Source organism: Xenorhabdus sp. SGI246 (genome assembly GCF_040838225.1).
Lineage (GTDB): Bacteria > Pseudomonadota > Gammaproteobacteria > Enterobacterales > Enterobacteriaceae > Xenorhabdus > Xenorhabdus indica.
In genome coordinates, this window is sequence record NZ_JBFPEZ010000024.1 from 1 (window position 1) to 21,329 (window position 21,329).

At 42.0% G+C, this 21,329-nt stretch carries 16 protein-coding genes; 12 read left to right on the forward strand and 4 right to left on the reverse strand.

Features of this window, described 5'->3' with window-relative positions; genetic code table 11:
- The 8 genes from ABLA85_RS06055 to ABLA85_RS06090 all read left to right on the forward strand — a co-directional run.
- Positions 1–893 (forward strand): thioesterase domain-containing protein (locus tag ABLA85_RS06055; protein WP_367962241.1); only part of this gene is annotated, 893 nt, incomplete at its 5' end.
- Positions 894–1,513: 620 nt separating this feature from the next.
- Positions 1,514–2,725: an aspartate aminotransferase family protein gene (locus ABLA85_RS06060; protein ID WP_367962243.1), complete on the forward strand. Its 1,212-nt coding sequence runs from the start codon at positions 1,514–1,516 to the stop codon at positions 2,723–2,725.
- A gap of 21 nt (positions 2,726–2,746) precedes the next feature.
- Positions 2,747–3,823, forward strand: coding sequence for an arginine N-succinyltransferase (gene astA / locus ABLA85_RS06065; protein ID WP_367962245.1), 1,077 nt, complete (start codon positions 2,747–2,749; stop codon positions 3,821–3,823).
- Positions 3,820–5,298, forward strand: a complete 1,479-nt coding sequence (astD, locus tag ABLA85_RS06070) for a succinylglutamate-semialdehyde dehydrogenase (protein ID WP_367962247.1) — start codon at positions 3,820–3,822, stop codon at positions 5,296–5,298. The genes astA and astD overlap by 4 nt, the downstream gene beginning before the upstream one ends.
- Positions 5,299–5,350: 52 nt before the next feature.
- Positions 5,351–6,694, forward strand: coding sequence for an N-succinylarginine dihydrolase (astB, locus tag ABLA85_RS06075; RefSeq protein WP_367962248.1), 1,344 nt, complete (start codon positions 5,351–5,353; stop codon positions 6,692–6,694).
- 12 nt (positions 6,695–6,706) lie between these two features.
- On the forward strand, positions 6,707–7,696 hold the full coding sequence (gene astE, locus ABLA85_RS06080; RefSeq protein ID WP_367962250.1) for a succinylglutamate desuccinylase: 990 nt from the start codon (positions 6,707–6,709) through the stop codon (positions 7,694–7,696).
- A gap of 46 nt (positions 7,697–7,742) precedes the next feature.
- Positions 7,743–9,137 carry an amino acid permease gene (locus tag ABLA85_RS06085; RefSeq protein ID WP_367962251.1) on the forward strand — a complete coding sequence of 465 codons (1,395 nt, stop codon included), beginning with the start codon at positions 7,743–7,745 and terminating at the stop codon, positions 9,135–9,137.
- A 369-nt stretch (positions 9,138–9,506) separates the two neighbouring features.
- The gene (locus ABLA85_RS06090) at positions 9,507–10,091 is read left to right on the forward strand and encodes a GNAT family N-acetyltransferase (RefSeq protein WP_367962253.1); all 585 of its coding nucleotides are present in this window, start codon (positions 9,507–9,509) and stop codon (positions 10,089–10,091) included.
- Positions 10,092–10,274: 183 nt separating this feature from the next.
- Here the strand turns inward: ABLA85_RS06090 and pta are convergent, their stop codons facing one another.
- The gene (gene pta / locus ABLA85_RS06095; RefSeq protein ID WP_367962254.1) at positions 10,275–12,419 is read right to left on the reverse strand and encodes a phosphate acetyltransferase; all 2,145 of its coding nucleotides are present in this window, start codon (positions 12,417–12,419) and stop codon (positions 10,275–10,277) included.
- A gap of 96 nt (positions 12,420–12,515) precedes the next feature.
- Positions 12,516–13,718 (reverse strand): acetate kinase, encoded by a 1,203-nt coding sequence (gene ackA / locus ABLA85_RS06100; protein WP_367962256.1) that lies wholly within the window; start codon positions 13,716–13,718, stop codon positions 12,516–12,518.
- A 255-nt stretch (positions 13,719–13,973) separates the two neighbouring features.
- Between ackA and yfbV the strand changes: the two genes are divergently transcribed.
- The 3 genes from yfbV to ABLA85_RS06115 all read left to right on the forward strand — a co-directional run bounded on the left by yfbV (position 13,974) and on the right by ABLA85_RS06115 (position 17,352).
- Entirely contained in the window at positions 13,974–14,429 is a 456-nt protein-coding gene (gene yfbV, locus ABLA85_RS06105; RefSeq protein ID WP_340619385.1) for a terminus macrodomain insulation protein YfbV, read from the forward strand.
- Positions 14,430–14,721: 292 nt separating this feature from the next.
- Positions 14,722–15,396: a sugar phosphatase gene (locus tag ABLA85_RS06110; RefSeq protein ID WP_367962258.1), complete on the forward strand. Its 675-nt coding sequence runs from the start codon at positions 14,722–14,724 to the stop codon at positions 15,394–15,396.
- A gap of 126 nt (positions 15,397–15,522) precedes the next feature.
- Positions 15,523–17,352 carry an SLC13 family permease gene (locus tag ABLA85_RS06115; protein ID WP_367962323.1) on the forward strand — a complete coding sequence of 610 codons (1,830 nt, stop codon included), beginning with the start codon at positions 15,523–15,525 and terminating at the stop codon, positions 17,350–17,352.
- Between the two features lie 47 nt (positions 17,353–17,399).
- Here the strand turns inward: ABLA85_RS06115 and yfbR are convergent, their stop codons facing one another.
- Together yfbR and ABLA85_RS06125 are read right to left on the reverse strand one after the other, a co-directional pair.
- On the reverse strand, positions 17,400–17,981 hold the full coding sequence (yfbR, locus tag ABLA85_RS06120) for a 5'-deoxynucleotidase (RefSeq protein ID WP_367962260.1): 582 nt from the start codon (positions 17,979–17,981) through the stop codon (positions 17,400–17,402).
- A 164-nt stretch (positions 17,982–18,145) separates the two neighbouring features.
- Positions 18,146–19,360 carry a pyridoxal phosphate-dependent aminotransferase gene (locus ABLA85_RS06125; RefSeq protein ID WP_367962262.1) on the reverse strand — a complete coding sequence of 405 codons (1,215 nt, stop codon included), beginning with the start codon at positions 19,358–19,360 and terminating at the stop codon, positions 18,146–18,148.
- Between the two features lie 801 nt (positions 19,361–20,161).
- Between ABLA85_RS06125 and hexA the strand changes: the two genes are divergently transcribed.
- Entirely contained in the window at positions 20,162–21,127 is a 966-nt protein-coding gene (hexA, locus tag ABLA85_RS06130; protein ID WP_367962264.1) for a transcriptional regulator HexA, read from the forward strand.
- Positions 21,128–21,329: the final 202 nt, after the last annotated feature.

Below are 21,329 nucleotides of genomic sequence, written 5' to 3' on the forward strand. Positions count from 1 at the left end.
TTAAACTGGCAGCCGCTATTCATCGTGAAATGGAGATTGAGATCCCATTGCATATATTGTTTAGCTACCGATCTGTGTCTTTGCTAGCAGGATGGTTGGAGGATGGGCATTCTAAATGTGAACTGCTTCATCAATTAACGCCAAAATCAACAGCAACAGATAAATTGTTTATGGTTCATGCAGCTAATTGCGGTAGTGAGGTATATACTTCTCTGGCTAATGAATTATCTGATGTCTATCACTGTATAGGTATCAATAATTATAATTTGCTGACGGAATATCACATTAGTTCATTAGAAAAAATAGCTCAAGTCTATTTAGAATTGATTTTAACTGAAACTTCTATTGATAAAACTATCAGGATATTAGGATGGTCATTAGGAGGACAATTAGCGATGGAAATTGCATTTCAACTTGAACAGCATGGAGCAAAAGATATCGAGTTATTTTTGTTAGATACAATAATAAATACCGATGAGTTAAAAAGAGTAAAAAATCAAATAGATATGTCATATGTGATTAAGAGTGTTACAAAAAAATTACAGCAGATGGGGGCTGAGGATACTTATATAAATAAAGTATTGGAAGCCATTCCTTTTGAAAATAAAATTATTAATTGTGACTTAAGTGGTAAATTAACGCATACGAAAATTATTCTATTTAAAGCAGGAAAAACAGATCAAAGTTACAAAGGAGAAATTGGGGTATTAGTAAATCAGTTAGTAGCCAAAATGCCGGATAATAATATTTCTGCCTGGGTTACTAATCCTTTAATGATTAAATTAATTGAACATTACTCTCACTCGGATATCATTGAAGCGACTTCCATTATTAAAGATGAAATCATTAATAAAAATTCAGTTAAGAAAGGTGTATCAATATTTGCTGAATAAGTTTCAAGTCACTGTGTGACTACAATTAAACGATCCTCCAGAAGCAACAGTAATCAACTTCTGGGGGATTATCAGGCCAGTTTTCTGAATGACGTGAACATTTCTCTATAGACATATCAATTAACCGAATGATTTTAATATAATTTTTTTGGTTATATTAAAAATTTGTATTTGCAAATATTTTTTGATAAATCTGATCAAAAAATATCACCTTAATAACTGAATAATTATCGAGGAAAAAAACGAATTTTTCGTCAGCACTTAATTTTATACCTCTTTTTATTTAGTTTTTATGCATAAGCATTGCATAAATTGCCGAAAAAATCATTTTTATAAATTGTGAAAAACATCATAAAGTAAATTTATTGTGATTTTTTTGTGTTGACTTTGTTAAAAATCAAGGCAATGATTCGATTAATTGTTAACCAAAAGAGGCAATGAAAGGCATTGGAAAATTAATATGAAAATTAAATGAAATATTGTTCGAATGAATGAATTTAATTGGAAATCAATAGAAATAATTAACAGAAAATAAGATTTTATCTATTAATTTGAAGAAATATTCTATTAAATAGGAATTCATAATCGCCTTTCTTGTTCATTTTTTCGAGGTAAAACAAATGTCGAAAACGATTCAGAGAAGTTGGTTTGATCAGTATATGGTTCCTTGTTTCTCACCGGCACCTTTTATTCCGGTCAGAGCTGAAGGTTCCAGAGTGTGGGATCAGGATGGAAAAGGATATATTGATTTTGCTGGAGGTATTGCTGTTAACGTATTGGGACATGCTAATAATGAGTTAAAAGAAACGTTAAGTGCCCAAATGGAAAATTTCTGGCATATCGGTAATGGTTATACAAATGAACCTGTCCTAAAACTGGCAAAAGAGCTGGTTGAAACTACCTTTGCTGATAAGGTTTTTTTCTGTAACTCCGGTGCTGAAGCGAATGAGGCAGCACTGAAAATTGCCAGAAAATATGCCTTAGATAAATATGGCAGCCATAAAAACGAAATTATCTCATTTGAAAACTCTTTCCACGGCAGAACATTATTTACAGTGACAGTTGGGGGACAACCCAAATACTCACAAGATTTTGCCCCGCTTCCACAACAAATTACCCACCTCCCTTATAACGATATTGAAACGATCAAAGCACATATTTCTGAAAAAACCTGTGCGGTTATTGTTGAACCCATTATTGGTGAAGGGGGAGTTATCCCTGCTGATCAGGCATTTCTGCAGGCTTTAAGGGCGTTGTGTGATCAACATCAGGCACTGCTGATTTTTGACGAAATACAGACAGGAATTGGCCGCACGGGCTATCTGTATGCCTACGAAGAAGTAGATGTTGAACCAGATATATTAACCAGTGCGAAAGGGCTAGGAGGTGGTTTCCCCATCGGGGCTATGCTGGTTAAACAGCATATTGCAGAGGTTTTCCAACCGGGTTCACACGGTACAACATTCGGTGGTAACCCGTTGGCAGCCGCAGTTGCTCATAAGGTATTGAGTATAGTCAATCAGCGGGAATTCCTGGCAGGTGTGCAGGCGCGCCACCATGAATTTATGCGGCAGATATCCACTTTGAACCAACGTTACCCGCTGTTTCGTGAAATCCGTGGCAAGGGGTTACTGCTGGGGGCAGAGCTGGAGAAAAAATATCAGGGCAAGGCTAAGGATCTGAACAATATCGGGGCGGAAGAAGGGTTAATTGCTCTGATTGCCGGGCCGGATGTGCTGCGTTTTGCTCCGGCATTAAATATTGAACAACAGGATATCAACGAAGGCTTTGCCCGGCTTGAGAGCGCCCTCAAGCGATTTGTTCAGGAATAAAAGCAGTTTTGAGGTGATACCATGATGCTATTCAGATCCGTTCAACATAAAGATTTGGGGGATATCCTTAATCTCTCATCTTGTGCTGGAGTTGGTTTAACATCGTTGCCAAACAATCAGGAATACTTGGCATCCCGGATTTCACGCAGTATTGATTCATTTAATGATGCCCGCGGACGCTCACAGCAGGGATTCTTGTTTACTCTGGAAGACACGGAAAAGCATCGTGTTATTGGGGTGAGTGCACTGGAAGTTGCGGTTGGGTTAGAGGAGCCTTTCTATAATTACCGGGTACAGAAATCGGTGCGCTCATCCCGCGAATTAGGTGTTTATAATGCCTTTGAAACGCTGATTGTTGGTCAGGATTATACCGGATGCAGTGAATTGTGTACTTTGTTCCTTGATCCTACTTATCATGGAGGACGCAATGGTGTTTTCCTTTCCCGAAGTCGGTTCTTATTTATTTCGGCCTTTCGTCATCTTTTTCCGAAATCTATTTTTGCGGAAATGCGCGGAGTGGTAAATAAACAGGGAGAATCGCCATTCTGGAATGCTCTTGGGCAACACTTTTTCAATGTCCCTTTTGCACAGGCAGACTATTTAACCGGCATTGGTGCGAAAACATTTATTGCTGAATTAATGCCGTTCCATCCGATTTATGTCCCTCTGTTGCCTGAAGCGGCTCAACGTGCTATCGGTCAAGTACATGAAAATACTGTGCCAGCCCGTATCATTTTAGAAAAAGAAGGTTTTACCTATCACGATTTGGTCGATATTTTTGACGCCGGTGCCATTTTACAGGCTGATATTGATGAGGTACGAGCGGTAAAAGCAAGTCAGCTTGTATCTGTACAAAGATGCGAAAATGTTTCCAGACAGTACAGCGGCAGACTATATATTGTCTCTAACCTACATTTTCAGGATTTTAAAGCGTTGCTACTGAATATTCCTGATCCTGCTGGCATTAATTCATTAAATAATAACGTACTAAATAATAATGAACTGAGGCTGACTTCCGCAGAAATGGATGCACTTCAGGTGGCGGAAGGGGAGTCAGTACGCTGTGTTGCTCTTTTTTCAGAGGAAACTTCACAATGAATTATCAGGCAAATTACATTGATGGTCATTGGATTGCAGGGCAAGGTGCGCTGCTTGTCAAATCTTCGCCCGTTGATCAGGCAGTTTTATGGCAAGCACATAGTGCTTCTGTTAATCAAGTGGATGAAGCCTGCCAGGCAGCCCGCAGAGCGTTTCCGGTATGGGCAAAACTGGCAGTTGAAAAGCGTATTGCTATTGTTCAGACGTTTGCTGCTTTATTAGCACAGGAAAAAGAAACCATTGCTCGTGTGATCAGTGAAGAAACCAGCAAACCGTTGTGGGAAACCCGGACGGAAGTTCAATCCATGATTGGTAAAGTTGCTATCTCCATTGAAGCATGGCAGCACCGCACAGGTTATTCTGAAACCACTATGCCGGATGGCAAAGCCATATTACAGCATCGTCCCCATGGTGTAATGGCAGTTTTCGGCCCTTACAATTTCCCAGGGCACTTACCTAATGGTCATATCGTTCCTGCACTAATTGCCGGTAACACATTAGTATTTAAACCAAGTGAACTGACCCCAATAACAGCAGAAAAAATCATGATCTTATGGATCAGGTCGGGTTTGCCTGTGGGAGTGCTGAATCTTGTTCAGGGAGGTAAAGATACTGGTGGCGCCTTACTGGATAACCGCGATATTGACGGTGTGTTATTTACAGGCAGTGCAACAACCGGTTTTCATTTCCACCGTTTATTGGCCGGGCAACCGGAAAAAATGCTGGCGTTGGAGATGGGGGGCAACAATGCCTTGATCGTGGATGATTATGCGGATCTGGATGCAGCAGTGTATACCATTATTCAATCCGCATATATCTCCGCCGGGCAACGTTGTACTTGTGCTCGCAGATTGCTGGTAAGACGTGGAGAGAGGGGAGATACACTGATCCGGCGGTTGGTCGAAGCAACACGTCAGATAGTTCCATCCCGTTGGGATGCCGATCCTCAACCTTTCATGGGGGGCGTTATCTCTTTGTCTGCGGCAGAAAGTTTATTGGATGCTCAGTCCAGATTAGTAGCCTTAGGAGGCAACGCGCTGCTCACTTTAACACAGCCCGATCCTCACTCTACATTTATGACTCCTGGTATTGTCGATTTGACGGGTGTCAGTCAGGTTCCAGATGAAGAATATTTCGGTCCTCTGTTGACTTTGCAACGCTATGACGGTTTTGAGGAAGCTATTTCCATTGCTAATAACACTCGGTTTGGTCTGGCAGCGGGATTGATATCCCCTGATGAGAGTCTTTTTCAGCGTTTGTCCCAGGAAGCAAGAGCCGGAATCGTGAACTGGAATAAACCACTGACCGGCGCTTCCAGCCAGGCACCTTTTGGCGGGATTGGCGCATCAGGTAATCATCGCCCCAACGCTTACTATGCCGCAGATTATTGTGCCTGGCCAATGGCATCTCTGGCGACAGATAAATTAGTTCTGCCTGATACCCCTGTGCCGGGGCTTGATTTTTTCCGCTCTTAATTTTTCTGATTAACATTATTTTCAATGAACAGCAGGAAGAGACGAGGTCATTATGTCGGGAATTGAAGCAAACTTTGATGGTTTGGTGGGCATGACACATCATTATGCCGGGTTGTCGATGGGTAATGAAGCCTCAATGAATCATCGTGGACAAGAGTCTAACCCTCGCAGAGCGGCACTTCAGGGGTTACTAAAAATGAAAGCATTGTCTGATATGGGATTGGTACAGGGGGTTTTGCCTCCGCAACAACGTCCTAATCTACCCGTCCTGCGGCAACTTGGGTTTACAGGCAATGATGAGCAGGTATTAAATAAAGCTGCACGTTATTCACCGTTATTATTATCCAATCTCAGTTCAGCTTCTGCCATGTGGGCAGCTAATGCCGCAACCGTTTCACCTTCTGCTGATAGTGCAGATCGGCGAGTTCACTTTACGGTAGCAAATTTAAATAACAAGCTGCATCGCTCACTGGAGAGTGCCACAACATCCCTGGCATTAAAGGCGGTCTTTTCTGACCAGAACTATTTTGTCCATCATGATCCGTTACCCCAACATGCTGACTGGGGCGATGAAGGTGCAGCAAATCACAATCGTTTTTGTGGTGAGTATGATGAAGCGGGAGTGCAGTTATTTGTTTATGGGCGTAGTGCCTTTCAGAACGGGATAACACCAGAACATTATCCTGCGCGGCAGACATTGGAAGCCAGTCAGGCCATCGCACGATTACATCAGCTTGAAGAGGCACAAACTGTCTTTGCTCAGCAGAATCCCATTGCTATTGACAGCGGAGTCTTCCATAACGATGTGATTGCAGTCAGTAACCGGAATGTTTTTTTCTGCCATGAGCAGGCATTTTTAAACCAGCAATCAGTATTTGCTGAACTTGAGAAAAAACTGGCACATTTGGGGCAAACGTTGATCACAATTGAAGTACCGACATCGCAAGTGACTATTCAGGATGCGGTAAGATCTTATCTTTTCAACAGTCAACTTTTGAGCCAGCCTGATGGCAATATGATGTTGATTTTGCCGGAAGAGTGCCGGCAAAATGCCAATGTCTCAGCGTATTTACAGTCTCTGGTTGCGTCAGGGAATTCACCTATCAGTAAACTCCATTTCTTTGATTTGCGTGAAAGTATGCGTAACGGTGGTGGTCCGGCTTGTCTGCGGCTTCGGGTTGCCATGAAAGAGAAAGAATTGGCAGCGGTCAATCCGGCTGTACTGATGACCCCAGATCTGTACCTGCGTTTAACGGACTGGGTTGAACGCTATTATCGTGATGCTTTGTATGCCGATGATCTGGCTGATCCACAATTGTTAACAGAAGTCTATTTTGCTCTGGATGAATTAACTCAGATCCTCAATATCGGTTCTGTCTATGAATTTCAGCGTTAATCGGGAGGTCAAATGGATTTACTTTCTCTATTGCTTGAAAAGAAGCCACTTGGAAAAAATCTTGAGAATACGCTCAGTTTCCCGTCCTCATTAACAGCAGCATGGGTGGCGGAAGGGGTATTACAGTTAATTCCACAAGAGAGAAAAGACCATACATTGATTATTTCCGCAGGAATACATGGTAATGAAACGGCTCCTGTGGAAATTCTGCTCCAATTATTATCACAACTGGTGCAGGGAACTTTACCAATACAGCATAACCTATTGTTGATTTTTGGTAATGTGCCCGCTATGCGTGCCAATAAGCGCTATATCCACAATGATCTCAATCGTATGTTTGGTGGGCGGTATCAGAATTTCCCTACCGGGATTGAATCAGAACGGGCGGCAGAATTGGAATCTGTGATACAGCGATTCTTTCAGGAGCCTATGGTTATGACATCAACACGACGCTGGCATCTTGATTTGCATACCGCCATACGTGGTTCCTTTCATGAACAATTTGCTTTATTGCCTTTCCAACAGCGTGAGTATGCGGCTGATCTATTACAGTGGCTGGAGGGATGCGATATTGATGCACTGGTTTTCCATAAAAGTGAAGGTAGTACTTTCAGTCAATTTACCAGCCAATATTTCAACATGGACAGTTGTACGATGGAAATTGGTAAGGTGTATCCCTTTGGACAGAATGATCTGACTCATTTCAAAAATATCACGACGGCATTACATGATCTGGTAGCAGGTTTATTCTCTGTTAAACGGGAAAAACCAATAATCAAACGTTACCGCGTTATCGATTCAATTATCAAACAAGACAGTAGCTTCCGGCTTCATATTTCAGAAGATACAAAAAACTTCACTGCACTGCCGGATGGTTTTGAAATTGCCAGTCAGGAAAATCAATCTTGGGAAATTATTTCCCCGGCAAACTTTATTTTGTTCCCTAATGCCAATGTTGCCATTGGTCTGAGAGCGGGTCTGTTATTGGAGCAAATAATGTAATCAATTGATGTAAATTCATCATAAACAGAAACCGTGGAGGTTATTGATGACGGATATGGTAAAAACACCTGTAGAACAGCCCATAGGCGCACAGAAACTTCACCGTGGATTAGGAAAACGTCATGTCCAGTTAATAGCCATTGGTGGTGCTATCGGGACTGGGCTATTCATGGGGACAGGGAAAACTATAGCTGTATCAGGTACTTCCATTATTCTGACTTACCTGTTGATCGGTTTTTTTGCTTTCATGGTTATGCGAGCAATGGGAGAACTCTTGCTCACTAAGCTGGATTACCGTACGTTCGCCGATTTTGTTGCTGATTATTTAGGGGAAAAAGCCAGTTATTTTCTCGGATGGACATATTGGATGAGCTGGGTAGTGAGCTGCATTGCAGATGTTGTGGTATGTGGTGGCTATATTCAGTACTGGTTTCCTGATATTTCCCTTTGGATTACCGCGTTGTTTATTTTGGGGTTGATGTGTTTATGCAACTTTTTTACGGTGCGATTGTTCGGAGAGGCTGAATTCTGGTTTGCTATGATCAAAGTAGTGGCAATAATTGCACTGATTATTGTTGGGGCAGGAATGGTTGTTGTTGGCTGGACTTCACCTAATGGAGTCACAGCATCTGTTCGTCACCTGACTGAGCCAGCAGTCTTCTTGCCCAATGGTATAATCGGGTTTCTGGCAGGTTTTCAAATTGCTATTTTCTCTTTTACCGGCATTGAGCTGGTGGGGACTGTGGCGGCCGAAACGAAAGAGCCGGAAAAAATTTTACCAAAATCCATTAATAGTATTCCTATCCGTATCATTATCTTTTATGTATTTTCCATGATGTGCATTATTGCAGTCACTTCATGGCCGAATATTTCTCCGGAAGTCAGCCCATTTGTTACGTTGTTTGCATTAGCCGGATTACCAGCCGCAGCCGCAATCATTAATTTTGTGGCTCTGACTTCAGCGATGTCCTCAGCAAACAGTGGATTGTACGCCTGTACCCGCATGTTGTATGGCTTGTCCACGGAAAAGCTGGCGCATGGTAAATTTGGTCTGCTTTCGGTGGGTAATGCAATCCCGATTTTCGGTCTGATATTCTCTGTTGTTTGTATGGCAAGTGGTGTACTTCTGCTGTTTATTATTCCTGATGTTATGAAGTTATTTACGATTGTTTCAACGGTGGCAGCCATCATGGTTGTTTATAGTTGGTGCATGATATTGCTTGCTTATCTGGCATACCGTAAGAAACGACCTGATTTACATCAGGTTTCTGCCTATAAAATGCCAATGGGCATTCCGATGACATGGTGTACCCTGATATTTTTTGCTTTCACAATAGTGATTATGATCTTTGATTATGATACACGTATTGCATTGTATGGCACACCTATCTGGTTTCTGATATTGGAAATTTTATGGCGTATGCGGAAAAAACATAAGTAGTATAAAAACAGTGGAGTTTATTGATTAGTTGAGGTTGCCATTTATTTTAATTGAAATTGATTATATCCCTTGTTTAAAAATAAAGAGTAGAATACAAATAATGATTGTGAATATAGAAATTCGTGAGATTGTGCTTTACTATTGAGTCTGTGTTTAATGAATCATACAGTTTTGGGAATAATAGGAAATTAAAGATTTATTCAATGATGATTCCCCAAAATGCTTATCTTAAAATATAAAAATCTTAACCTATTAATTAAAATTAATAATAATATTTTATTAAACTATTTAAGAATATTTTTATAGTAATTTTATATTATTAATCACAAAAATTAAATTTTAATTAATATTATTGTGTGGGTATGTATTATGAAATTTAATTTAGAGTCTTTTAATGCCAGATGGTTTCTTGTGATAAAGGAAGTATCTTTTTCAGAGGGAATAATGGTTGCTAGAAATATAGAAAGAAATATTAAAAAAGAATGGTTATATGAACCTAATAAAGGTGAAAAAATCATGGACTTACAAGAAGATTGGAATGAAAGATGCCATGCTACACTGTGTATGATTAGATCTTCACAGTCTCTTTTACAGGAGCTGCTTTTTGAATCCTCTGAGCAAGAAAATATTTGTTGTTTTGTGGCTTATATTGACGGTGCACCTATAGGTATATTGATATTTTCTTGGAAAGAAGAACCTCCTAGAGTTAAAAATTTGTTAACTCATCCCGGTTGTCGTGATTGTGGTGTTTTATTGATGGAAAAGGCTGTCAATAAATCAAAAGAATATGGAAGAAATGGAAAAGTGAGCCTTTCACCTTTTAGTGGTTCAGAGCGAGCTTATTTACGTATGGATTTTGATTATTGTGGAAAAAACGAGATGATACTTGAACCTAATAAAAGTAATCTATGGGTATTGATGGATGGGGAATATACTTTCAAGGGCACTATATAGGAATTCAAACTGATACTAACAATAAGTTTCAGAACAATTTAGTCATGTTTTGCTGGAAAAGTATTCCCAGGTAGCCCGATCAGGCCGCTTAGAGATGACTTCTGCTATATTATTTTTCCAGACGTATAGTTTGTACGGTCCCCCATCTTTAGCCGGGACCGTACAAGACAAGATACCTAAAAATTAGGCGTTTTCTTGTTGAGTTGCCTGAATAGCAGTCAGTGCAACGGTATAAACGATATCGTCAACCAGTGCGCCACGGGACAGGTCGTTAACAGGTTTACGCATACCTTGCAGCATTGGCCCGATAGAAACCAGATCCGCAGAGCGCTGTACCGCTTTATAAGTGGTGTTACCGGTGTTCAGATCCGGGAAGATGAACACGGTAGCCTGACCAGCAACCGGAGAGTTTGGTGCTTTGGATTTTGCGACGTCTGCCATGATAGCCGCATCGTACTGCAATGGGCCGTCAATGATCAGATCCGGGCGTTTTTCCTGTGCCAGGCGTGTTGCTTCGCGAACTTTCTCTACATCGCTGCCGGCACCAGAGTTGCCAGTGGAGTAGGAGATCATAGCAACGCGAGGCTCGATACCAAATGCTTTGGCAGAATCTGCGGACTGAATCGCAATTTCAGACAGTTGCTCAGCGGTTGGGTCCGGGTTGATTGCACAGTCACCGTAAACCAATACTTGTTCTGGCAGCAACATAAAGAATACAGAAGAGACCAGAGAGCTGTTTGGTGCAGTTTTAATTAACTGCAATGGTGGACGGATTGTGTTTGCCGTTGTGTGAACAGCACCGGAAACCAGACCATCAACTTCACCTTGTTCCAGCATCATTGTGCCCAGAACAACATTGTCTTCCAGTTGTTCACGGGCAACAACTTCGGTCATGCCTTTGTTTTTACGCAGTTCAACCAGACGTGGAACATAGCGTTCACGTACAGAAGCCGGGTTAACGATTTCTATGCCAGTACCCAGTTCAACACCCTGAGCGGCTGCCACACGGCGAATTTCTTCTGGATCACCGAGCAGAATACATTCAGCGATACCACGTTCAGCACAGATAGACGCCGCTTTAACAGTACGTGGTTCATCACCTTCCGGCAGAACGATACGTTTGCCAGCCTGACGCGCCAGTTCAGTTAACTGGTAACGGAATGCTGGTGGAGACAGGCGATTCGGACGTTCAGAAGCGGCTGCCAGGGAATCAATCCACTCGTTGCTGATGTGCTGCGCAACATAGTCTTGCAGTTTTTCGATACGCTCATGGTCATCCGCAGGAACTTCCAGACTGAAACTTTGCAGGTTCAGGGAAGTCTGCCAGGTATTGGTGTTCACGGTGAATACAGGCAGACCAGTGCTGAAGGCACGTTCACACAGCTCACGGATGGAGTCATCAATCTTATAACCACCAGTCAGCAAAACCGCCCCAACTTCAACGCCGTTCATGGCGGCCAGACAAGCTGTGATCAACACATCAGGACGGTCTGCTGAAGTTACCAGCAGAGAGCCAGGACGGAAGTATTCCAGCATGTTGGGAATGCTGCGGGCACAGAAAGTCACAGATTTAATACGGCGGGTCTGGATAGCCCCTTCGTTGATAATGTCTGCTTTCAGATGTCTTGCCATATCAATCGCACGGGTGGCGATCAGATCGAAATTCCAGGGAATGCAACCGAGAATTGGCAATGGGCTGTTTTTGAATGCAGTTTTCGGATCAACATGAGTAACAGTAGCTTTTGTTGCTTCGTCGAAGATTTCGGACAGGTCAGGACGAGTACGGCCTTGCTCATCAACCGGGGCATTCAGCTTGTTGACAATGACACCGATAATGTTCTTGTTCTTGCTTCCACCGTATTCTGCGCGGCTTAGTTCAATCTGTTCTTTTAATTGTTCCGGGGAGTGAGTACCCAGAGCAGTAATGAAGACAATTTCAGCATTCAGTGTTTTGGCAATTTCATAGTTCAGAGACTGCGCAAATGGATGTTTACGAGTCGGAACCAAACCTTCGATCAGAACCACTTCTGCGTCTTTAGTGTTAGCGTGGTAGCGAGCCACGATCTCTTCCATCAGCACATCTTTTTTATTGGTGGTCAGAAGAGATTCCACATAAGCCATTTCCAAGGGCTCAGCAGCGTGAATGCTGGAGTGAGAACGAATAATTGTTGTGGTTCTGTCTTGGGAACCGCTACTGCGTTGTTGCGCGATAGGTTTAAAGACACTCAGGCGAACGCCTTTTTGCTCCATGGAGCGGATTACCCCCAGGCTGACACTGGTTAAACCAATGCTGGTGCCAGTAGGGATCAACATAATTGTACGGGACACGGAAACCTCTTTAACGGTTGCTCGTTAGTCAATCAACATGATGTAAATGCGATAAACAACCACCAGCAATGCTGGCGGTTATAAGAAGTCATTTGCTTATGCAGTCAGGCGCGCTGAGTCCTGAGCGATCACCAATTCTTCATTGGTTGGGATCACCAGAGCAGGACGGCTGTTATCAGTTGTGATCACGCCATCTTTACCGAAACGAGCAGCAAGGTTACGCTCGTGATCGTATTCAAAACCTAGCAGAGCAACTTTTTTCAGCGTCAACTCACGAACCAGAGCAGAGTTTTCACCGATGCCGCCAGTGAAGATGACTGCATCCAGACGACCTTCCATCAATGCACCGTAAGCACCAATATATTTCGCCAGACGGTGGCAGTAAACATCCATTGCACGTTTTGCATCTGTTTTAGTTTCGTAGTTATCTTCTACATAACGGCAGTCGCTAGTGACTTCAGTCAGACCCAGGAAACCGGATTCTTTGGTCAACAGGGTATTGATCTGGTCAACACTCATGCCCATTGCGTCATGCAGGTGGAATACGATAGCTGGGTCGATGTCACCGCTGCGAGTCCCCATAACCAGACCTTCCAGTGGAGTCAGACCCATAGAAGTATCAACACATTTACCATTGACAATAGCAGAAACAGAGCCACCATTACCCAAGTGGCAGGTGATAACGTTCAGTTCTTCAACGGGTTTGTTCAGCATTTTAGCTGCTTCACGGGAAACATAGAAATGGCTAGTACCGTGTGCACCGTAGCGGCGGATGCCATGCTCTTTGTACAGATTATATGGCAGTGCATACAGATATGCTTCTTCAGGCATAGACTGGTGGAATGCGGTATCAAATACAGCAATGTTTTTCTCAACCAGATGAGGGAAGGCTTTTTTCGCTTCTGCGATACCGATCAGGTGTGCAGGGTTGTGCAGTGGTGCAAATGGGATTGCTGCTTCGATGCCTTTGATAACTTCATCAGTGATAATCACAGAAGAAGTGAATTTTTCACCGCCGTGAACGATACGGTGACCGATGGCTGAAATTTGCTCAGAAAGTTCTGGCTTTTCAGACAAAATCGTATTAACAATAAAGTTCAGAGCTTCACTGTGTGCTGCGCCGGCACCTAAAGCAGCTTCGTTTTTCGCTCCATCTATTTTCCATTTAATACGCGCTTCTGGCAGACCGAAACATTCAGCCAAACCAGAGAGATATTCTTCACCATTGGCAGGATCGATGATAGCGAATTTCAGAGAGGAGCTACCGCAATTAAGAACCAGTACCAGCTTACTTGACATGGAATTACCTATTATCTTGTTGTGATCTAATCTTAAAGAAGAAAAGTGTTAAAAAAATGAAGCAATTTATTAACAAACGAACCAAAATGTTGCGAAAACAGGCGGTCTTTCTGTTTTGTTGCTGCAACAACACAAAAGTCTGTGTAGGATACCGTTTGCCAGCAATAAAGACAAAATATACTTAATACTACAAAAAAGATTTTATCTTTTGTAGAGATTTTTTAAAAACTATGCTTTTAATTGATTGAGGTCATGATGAATATGACGCCACCTGTCAACCAGGGTTGGTTTAAAAGAGTCCAATTAGGGCAACAATATCTAAAAATATGGCCACTGGAAAAACAGCTTGCTCCTGTGTTTCCGGAAAACCGCGTGATTAAAGCGACTCGCTTTGGCATTCGCTTTATGCCGCCATTGGCGATCTTTACCTTAACCTGGCAAATCGCATTGGGTGGGCAGTTAGGGCCATCTGTTGCGACAGCACTGTTTGCCTGTAGCCTGCCATTACAAGGGTTATGGTGGCTAGGAAAACGGGCAGCAACGCCTTTGCCTGAAAGTTTGCTGAAATGGTTTTACGAAATTCGTGAGAAATTTGCTGAAGCCGGGATCGCAATGATGCCAGTAGAAAGCACGCCGACTTACTTATCACTGGCTGAATTGCTGAAACGGGCGTTCAAACAGTTGGATAACTCTTTCCTTGATGATATTTAAACCGTCAGAGGCCATTCTGGCCTGACGGTTTTTGAATCAGTTGACTAATAAATTCCCCATCCAGAATTTTTTCGCTATCTTGCCTATGTAGATTTTCATTCAGGTTTTTTGCTTTTGCTTACTATACCAATCTAACTTCAAGATGCGTGTGATTTCTCCCCGCGAAGCGGGGAGAAATCAGGTTTCATATAGTGTTGTAAATTGCAACTTGAAGTTTAATGCGTATATCACCTGAATATTGTTGAAATATACCAGATGATTAACAGATGACTGCATTTGAAGGAGTTGGGCTTTGGTACTGAAATGTAGAGGTTTTTTATTTGATTTGGATGGCACGCTGATTGATTCATTGCCTGCGGTTGAGCGAGCGTGGATTAAGTTCGCTGATAAGATGGGTATCGACCGTGATGAAGTCCTGAACTATGTTCATGGTACTCCGGCGATATTATCATTACGCCATTTTATGCCTGATGCTACGGAAGAAGAGATTGACAGTACGTTCAGGTGGATTGAAAAACTCGAAACGGAAGATACGGAAGGTATTGCCGCTTTACCCGGTGCCATTGCTTTGATTGATAAACTGAATGCGCTGGATATTCCGTGGGCAATTGTGACATCGGGGACTGTTCCTCTTGCGTCTGCCCGCCATAAAGTGGCGGAGTTACCAGAACCGGCTCATTGGGTAACGGCTGAATCCGTCAAGATCGGCAAACCAAATCCCGAACCTTATTTGTTGGGGGCGCACAAATTGGGATTGTTGCCGGAAGAGTGTGTGGTTTTTGAAGATGCAGCGGCGGGAGTTCATGCCGGGTTGGATGCAGGCTGTCAGGTTGTTGTCGTTCATGACTCACCGGATATTCCACGCAGAGATGAGATTCATATGACTATCACGAATCTGGAAGATATCGAAATTGTTAAATCTGGTGGTTATGTAACAATTTATGCTATGAATCAGGAAGTTTGTTGATCCACACCGAGGATTTTTTCTGACAAAACTGGTCTACTGACTCTATTCATACCCTATGGTAATAGGTTTTTGTTGATAATATCCGGCCTGCCTGTTGGCAGGTCGGCTTTGCTGATAGAGGCCGTATTGAATAGCGAATTGTTGTGGGTATTGACCCTGTTATTGATAGCCATTGTTCTTTTCACGACCAATAAAGTCAGAATGGATGTAGTGGCTTTACTGGTGATTATTGCTTTTGTCCTGAGTGGTACGCTCTCCTTAAATGAAGCTACAATTGGTTTCAGCGATCCCAATGTCTTGTTAATTGCAGCGCTGTTTGTTATCGGCGAAGGGCTGGTAAGAACAGGTGTTGCTTATCAGATGGGAGATTGGCTAGTTCGGGTTGCAGGTAATAGCGAAACCAGAATGCTGGCTTTATTGATGTTGTCAGTTGCAGGACTAGGGGCTTTTATGAGCTCCACTGGTGTTGTTGCTATTTTCATTCCTGTCGTTTTAAGTGTCGCGGCCAGAATGCAGACTTCACCGGGGCGGTTAATGATGCCATTAGGGTTTGCTGGCCTGATCAGTGGCATGATGACACTGGTTGCGACGCCTCCCAATATGGTGGTGAATAGTGAGTTAGTACGCGAAGGGTTACACAGCTTTGGTTTTTTCTCTATTACACCCATCGGTATTTTAGTTTTGTTGGCAGGGATCGTTTATATGCTGATTGTCCGCCGTTGGCTAGGAAGCAAAACGCCCCAGAAAACGGATGAGCATTACCATCGTTCATTTCGTGATCTCATTCGTGACTACAAATTATCCGGGCGTGCCCGTCGTCTTGCTATCCGGCAACATTCGCCATTGATTGGCCATTCACTGGATGAGTTGGGATTGCGTGCGCGTTATGGGGCGAATGTTATCGGCATTGAGCGTTGGCGGAAATTCCGTCGGGTGATGGTTGCTGCAACCGGCGAAACGGAATTACGGCAACAGGATGTTCTGCTGGTGGATATGTCTGATAGTGATGTGGATTTGCGGCAATTTTGTAGCGAACAACTGTTAGAACCTATGATATTGCGCGGGGAATATTTCTCTGATCAATCCCGCGATGTCGGCATGGCAGAAATATCTGTGATCCCTGAATCAGATTTGTTGGGACAATCATTGCGTAGTATGAAATTCCGTACGCGCTACGGGCTTAACGTAGTAGGCATCCGACGCAGTGGTAAGGCATTGGTCGGTAAGTTGGTTGATGAGCCACTGCTGCTTGGAGATACGTTGCTAGTCATCGGTGACTGGAAGTTAGTGCGGGAGTTGAAAACCAAAGCGCCTGATTTTATCATGCTGAATTTGCCCGTTGAAGTGGAAAGCGCTGCATCGGCAGCATCTCAGGCACCTCATGCTCTGTTTTGCCTTGTTTTAATGGTGGCAATGATGTTGACCAATGAAATTCCCAATTTTATTGCCGCTTTGATTGCCTGCCTGTTAATGGGAAAATTTCGTTGCATTGATATGGAAAGTGCTTATCGTGCCATCCATTGGCCAAGTCTGATTCTGATTGTTGGTATGATGCCATTTGCATTGGCATTACAAAAAACCGGTGGGATTGATTTAATTGTCAGTGGATTAATGGATATTGCCGGTAATATGGGGCCACGAGCCATGTTGATATGCCTGTTTGTGCTTTGTGCCATTATTGGATTATTTATTTCCAATACCGCAACAGCCGTGCTGATGGCACCTATTGCTATTGCTGCCGCGAAAGAGATGTCGGTCTCTCCTTTGCCTTTTGCAATGATAATTGGAGTAGCGGCTTCAGCGGCGTTCATGACTCCGGTTTCTTCTCCCGTCAATACATTGATATTAGGGCCGGGAGGATACCGCTTTGCTGATTTCTTGAAGTTGGGAGTACCTTTTACACTCATTGTATTGGGGATCAGTGTGGCAATCATTCCCGTTCTTTTTCCGTTTTGATGCAGTATCGGGCAACTTCACGTTTTCGTGAAGCTGCCCGGTCGTTTTTACAGGCTGATTTCATCAAGAGAAAGGTTAAAACTTGGAACAAATACGGTTATGAAATAATCCATTTCCTGACTATGACGTTTTTTTAATGTTTTCTCTAACCTGATTTTTGCTTGATTGAATTCAGAATTTCCAGCCGATAATTCTTCCAAACATTTTAAATAAGCACATAACGCATCGGCTTGTTTAATAATATTAGTTTCTTCTTCAGTGTGATATTGATCTTCTAAAATAGGGCGAAAATCATTTTGTAATTCAATTGGTAACATATCTAATAATTTATGTTGGGCGATCTTTTCTATTTTTTTATATTCATGAGCAATTTGAGGATTGTAGTATTTTATTGGCGTTGGTAAATCACCAGTAATAACCTCACTGGCATCATGATACATTGCTAATATTGCGATCCGTTCAGCATTAATATTACCACCAAATTTACGGTTTTTTATTATCGCGAGTGCATGTGCGACAAATGCGACCTGTAAACTGTGTTCTGAAACATTTTCCGTGCGTACGTTTCGCATAAGAGGCCAACGATTAATCAATTTCAGGCGCGATAATTGGGCGAAAAAGTGACTCATAATTTTCTCTTGCTATGGAACAACATGATTATGATTGTGGATGTTGGCTGGAGGGAAGTAAACCATTTGCGGGTGAAAAAAACAGCATCATACATTTTATGCTTCAAGTTGCAGCTAACAAAGCTGCAACTTGAAATCCATGGGATTAGTCATTTTTTTAATGTTTATTGATGATATTTACCGATGAAACGGGCAAATTTATCAATAGCCATTTGCAAATCTGCGATATGTGGCAGGGTAACAATGCGGAAATGATCTGGTTCTGGCCAGTTAAATGCAGTTCCCTGAACCAGTAACACTTTTTCTTGTAGTAAAAGATCCAAGACCATTTTCTGGTCATCATAAATATTGAAACGCTTGGTATCAATTTTAGGGAACATATATAAAGCACCCATGGGTTTCACACAGGAAACTCCGGGGATCTGGTTAATCAGTTCCCAGGCATGATTGCGCTGTTCATAGAGACGTCCTCCCGGAAAAATGAACTCACTGATGCTTTGATAACCACCTAATGCAGTTTGAATTGAATGTTGCATCGGAACGTTGGCGCAAAGGCGCATAGATGCCAACATTTCCAACCCTTCAATATAACCTTTTGCCTGTTTTTTCGGGCCATTCAGTACCATCCAACCCTGACGGAATCCCGCAACACGATAGGTTTTTGACAGGCCGTTAAAGGTGACGGTAAAAAGATCTGGCGCCAGGGCGGCAATGGAATGATGTTGAGCATCATCGTATAGGATCTTGTCGTAAATTTCGTCAGCGAAAATAATCAGATTATGCTGGCGGGCAATTTCCACAATTTCCAGCAGGATTTCTTTACTGTATACCGCCCCTGTCGGGTTGTTCGGATTAATAATGACAATACCGCGGGTACGCGGTGTGATTTTACGGCGGATATCATCTAAATCAGGGAACCAGCCTTGTTGTTCATCACATAAATAGTGGACAGATTTGCCGCTGGAGAGAGAAACGGCGGCTGTCCAGAGCGGATAATCAGGGGCCGGAACCAGCATTTCATCGCCGGTATTGAGCAAGGCCTGCATAGACTGAACAATAAGTTCAGAAACACCATTACCAATAAAGATATCTTCAACGGTAACGTCCAGCATGTTTCGGGCTTGATAGTGTTGCATGATTGCTTTACGCGCAGAGTACAGACCTTTTGAGTCAGAATAGCCCTGGGCTGTTGGCAGGTTGCGGATAACATCAACTAAAATTTCATCAGGTGCTTCGAAACCAAATGGTGCCGGATTACCAATATTTAATTTCAGTACCTTATTCCCTTCCTCTTCAAGCCGTTTGGCTTCTTTAAGTGTATTACCTCGGATGTCATAGCAGACATTATCTAATTTGCTGGATTTATTAATGGAAAACATACGGTGCCTTAACCTTTCTCTGGGCAAAAAGTGGATCTTATCCGGCCTACAAAATGTGATGTTCAATGTACTCCTCTCTGTCAATCTTTTGAAGAGCCTCTGATATCTTTGGTGAAAATGGTTGTTTTAAAGTCTAATGCATAAGTCTGCTATCTAAAAACATCAGTTTAATTAGATTATGGTTTTTGTTGTTTTTGTTATGTCAGAGTTTAACTCTGGATAATTGGGTGTTTTTAGTTGGCTGATTGAGATGATAGAGTATTTGGTACTGATTTTTTAACCTAAAAACAAAAATGCAAGCTGAATTGTCAATAAAAGTAAGATAATTTGTATAATGTATTCTTATAATTTATCTTTGCCGACATAAAATTAATTAAGGGTTTTATCATAGATACTTTGGCAATGTTTTTGAATTTTTACCCGTAACATTTTCATGACTTTTCGATAAAAATATTAATTCATTAAAAATACTAATATTGCTTGGTTTGGTTAAGTTTTCCGAATTGAAGTTATGTTATTCTTTGAGGCAAGTCAGAAAAAGACTATTTGTACTGGAAATTGATGGTTATGTGAGGTAAATAGGTTTTTGTTTGTGTATTAATTTAGAGATTGCATAAATTTTGTTAAGAAAGGAGAAAATAAAACCCATGAAGATATAAATAGTAAAAAAATGCAGTAAACCTTTGCCCTCTTTAATAGAGTAGAGTAATGTCAGAATCGGTATTATTTTATTTGATACTGCTGAAGTAAAAACACCAGGTTAGTTAGTAATTAAAATCAAAAAAAAGTGATGAATAAACAATGATAAATGCAAATCGTCAGATAATAAACCTCGATCTCGATCTGCTAAGAACTTTCGTTGCCGTTGCTGACTTAAATACTTTTGCAGCAGCAGCAGCAGCAGTTTGTAGAACGCAGTCGGCTGTCAGTCAGCAAATGCAACGTTTGGAGCACCTTGTGGGGAGAGAATTATTTGCTCGCCACGGTCGTAATAAGCTTCTTACTGAGCACGGGCTTCAACTTCTTGGTTATGCGCGCCAAATCCTGCGTGCTAATGACGATGCTACCGCATCATTAACATACAATGATGCAGACGGTGAGCTCAGGATAGGAGCGTCTGATGACACAGTTGATACTCTCCTGCCTTTCCTGTTGAACCGCATTGCTTCTGTCTATCCGCGTATAGCTGTTGATGTGCGTATTAAACGTAGTCAGTTTATTGAGAGTATGCTGGATAACCATGAAATTGATTTAGCATTAACCACAGCAAAAATTAACCATCATCCTAGCACCGTATTACGTTCTTCGCCTGTACTGTGGCATTGTGCACCAGATTTCCAGTTACAGATGAATGAGCCTGTCCCTTTAGTCGTAATGGACGAAACCAACACATTCCGTCAGATTGCTCTTGAAACACTAGATATGAGTGGCATTCCATGGCGTATTGCCTATGAAGCCGCTTCTTTATCTGCTGTTCGTTCTGCCGTCAATGCAGAGGTTGGCATTACTGCTCGTCCTTTGGAAATGCAGAACGCAGATTTAAGAATTTTGGGAGAAAGTGAAGGGCTACCACGTTTACCTGAAATACAATTCTTTTTGTATCGCAACAGTAACGAACAAAATGAATCTGTCCTGACTGTTTTTGATGCTATACAAAATAAGAAAACACCTTATACCGTGACATCAATTGATTCCGATGAAACAGATGATATAGATGAGTCTGTTGAATCTACTGAAGAGTCTTCGGTAGAAAATATAAACGAGTAAATATTACGTGTGTTTTATAGGCTAATATTTCCATTTTATTTGTGGAAATATTAGCCTGTTTCTAAGTTGTTATTAATAATCCTTTCACGTTTTCATTCCTATTTCTGATATTTACCACCAGAAATATCCTCTATTAATTTTCTTATCCCTTTCGAATTTTAGTTAAAACAATGTTGTTTTGTTAACAACTTTCGTTTTTTAA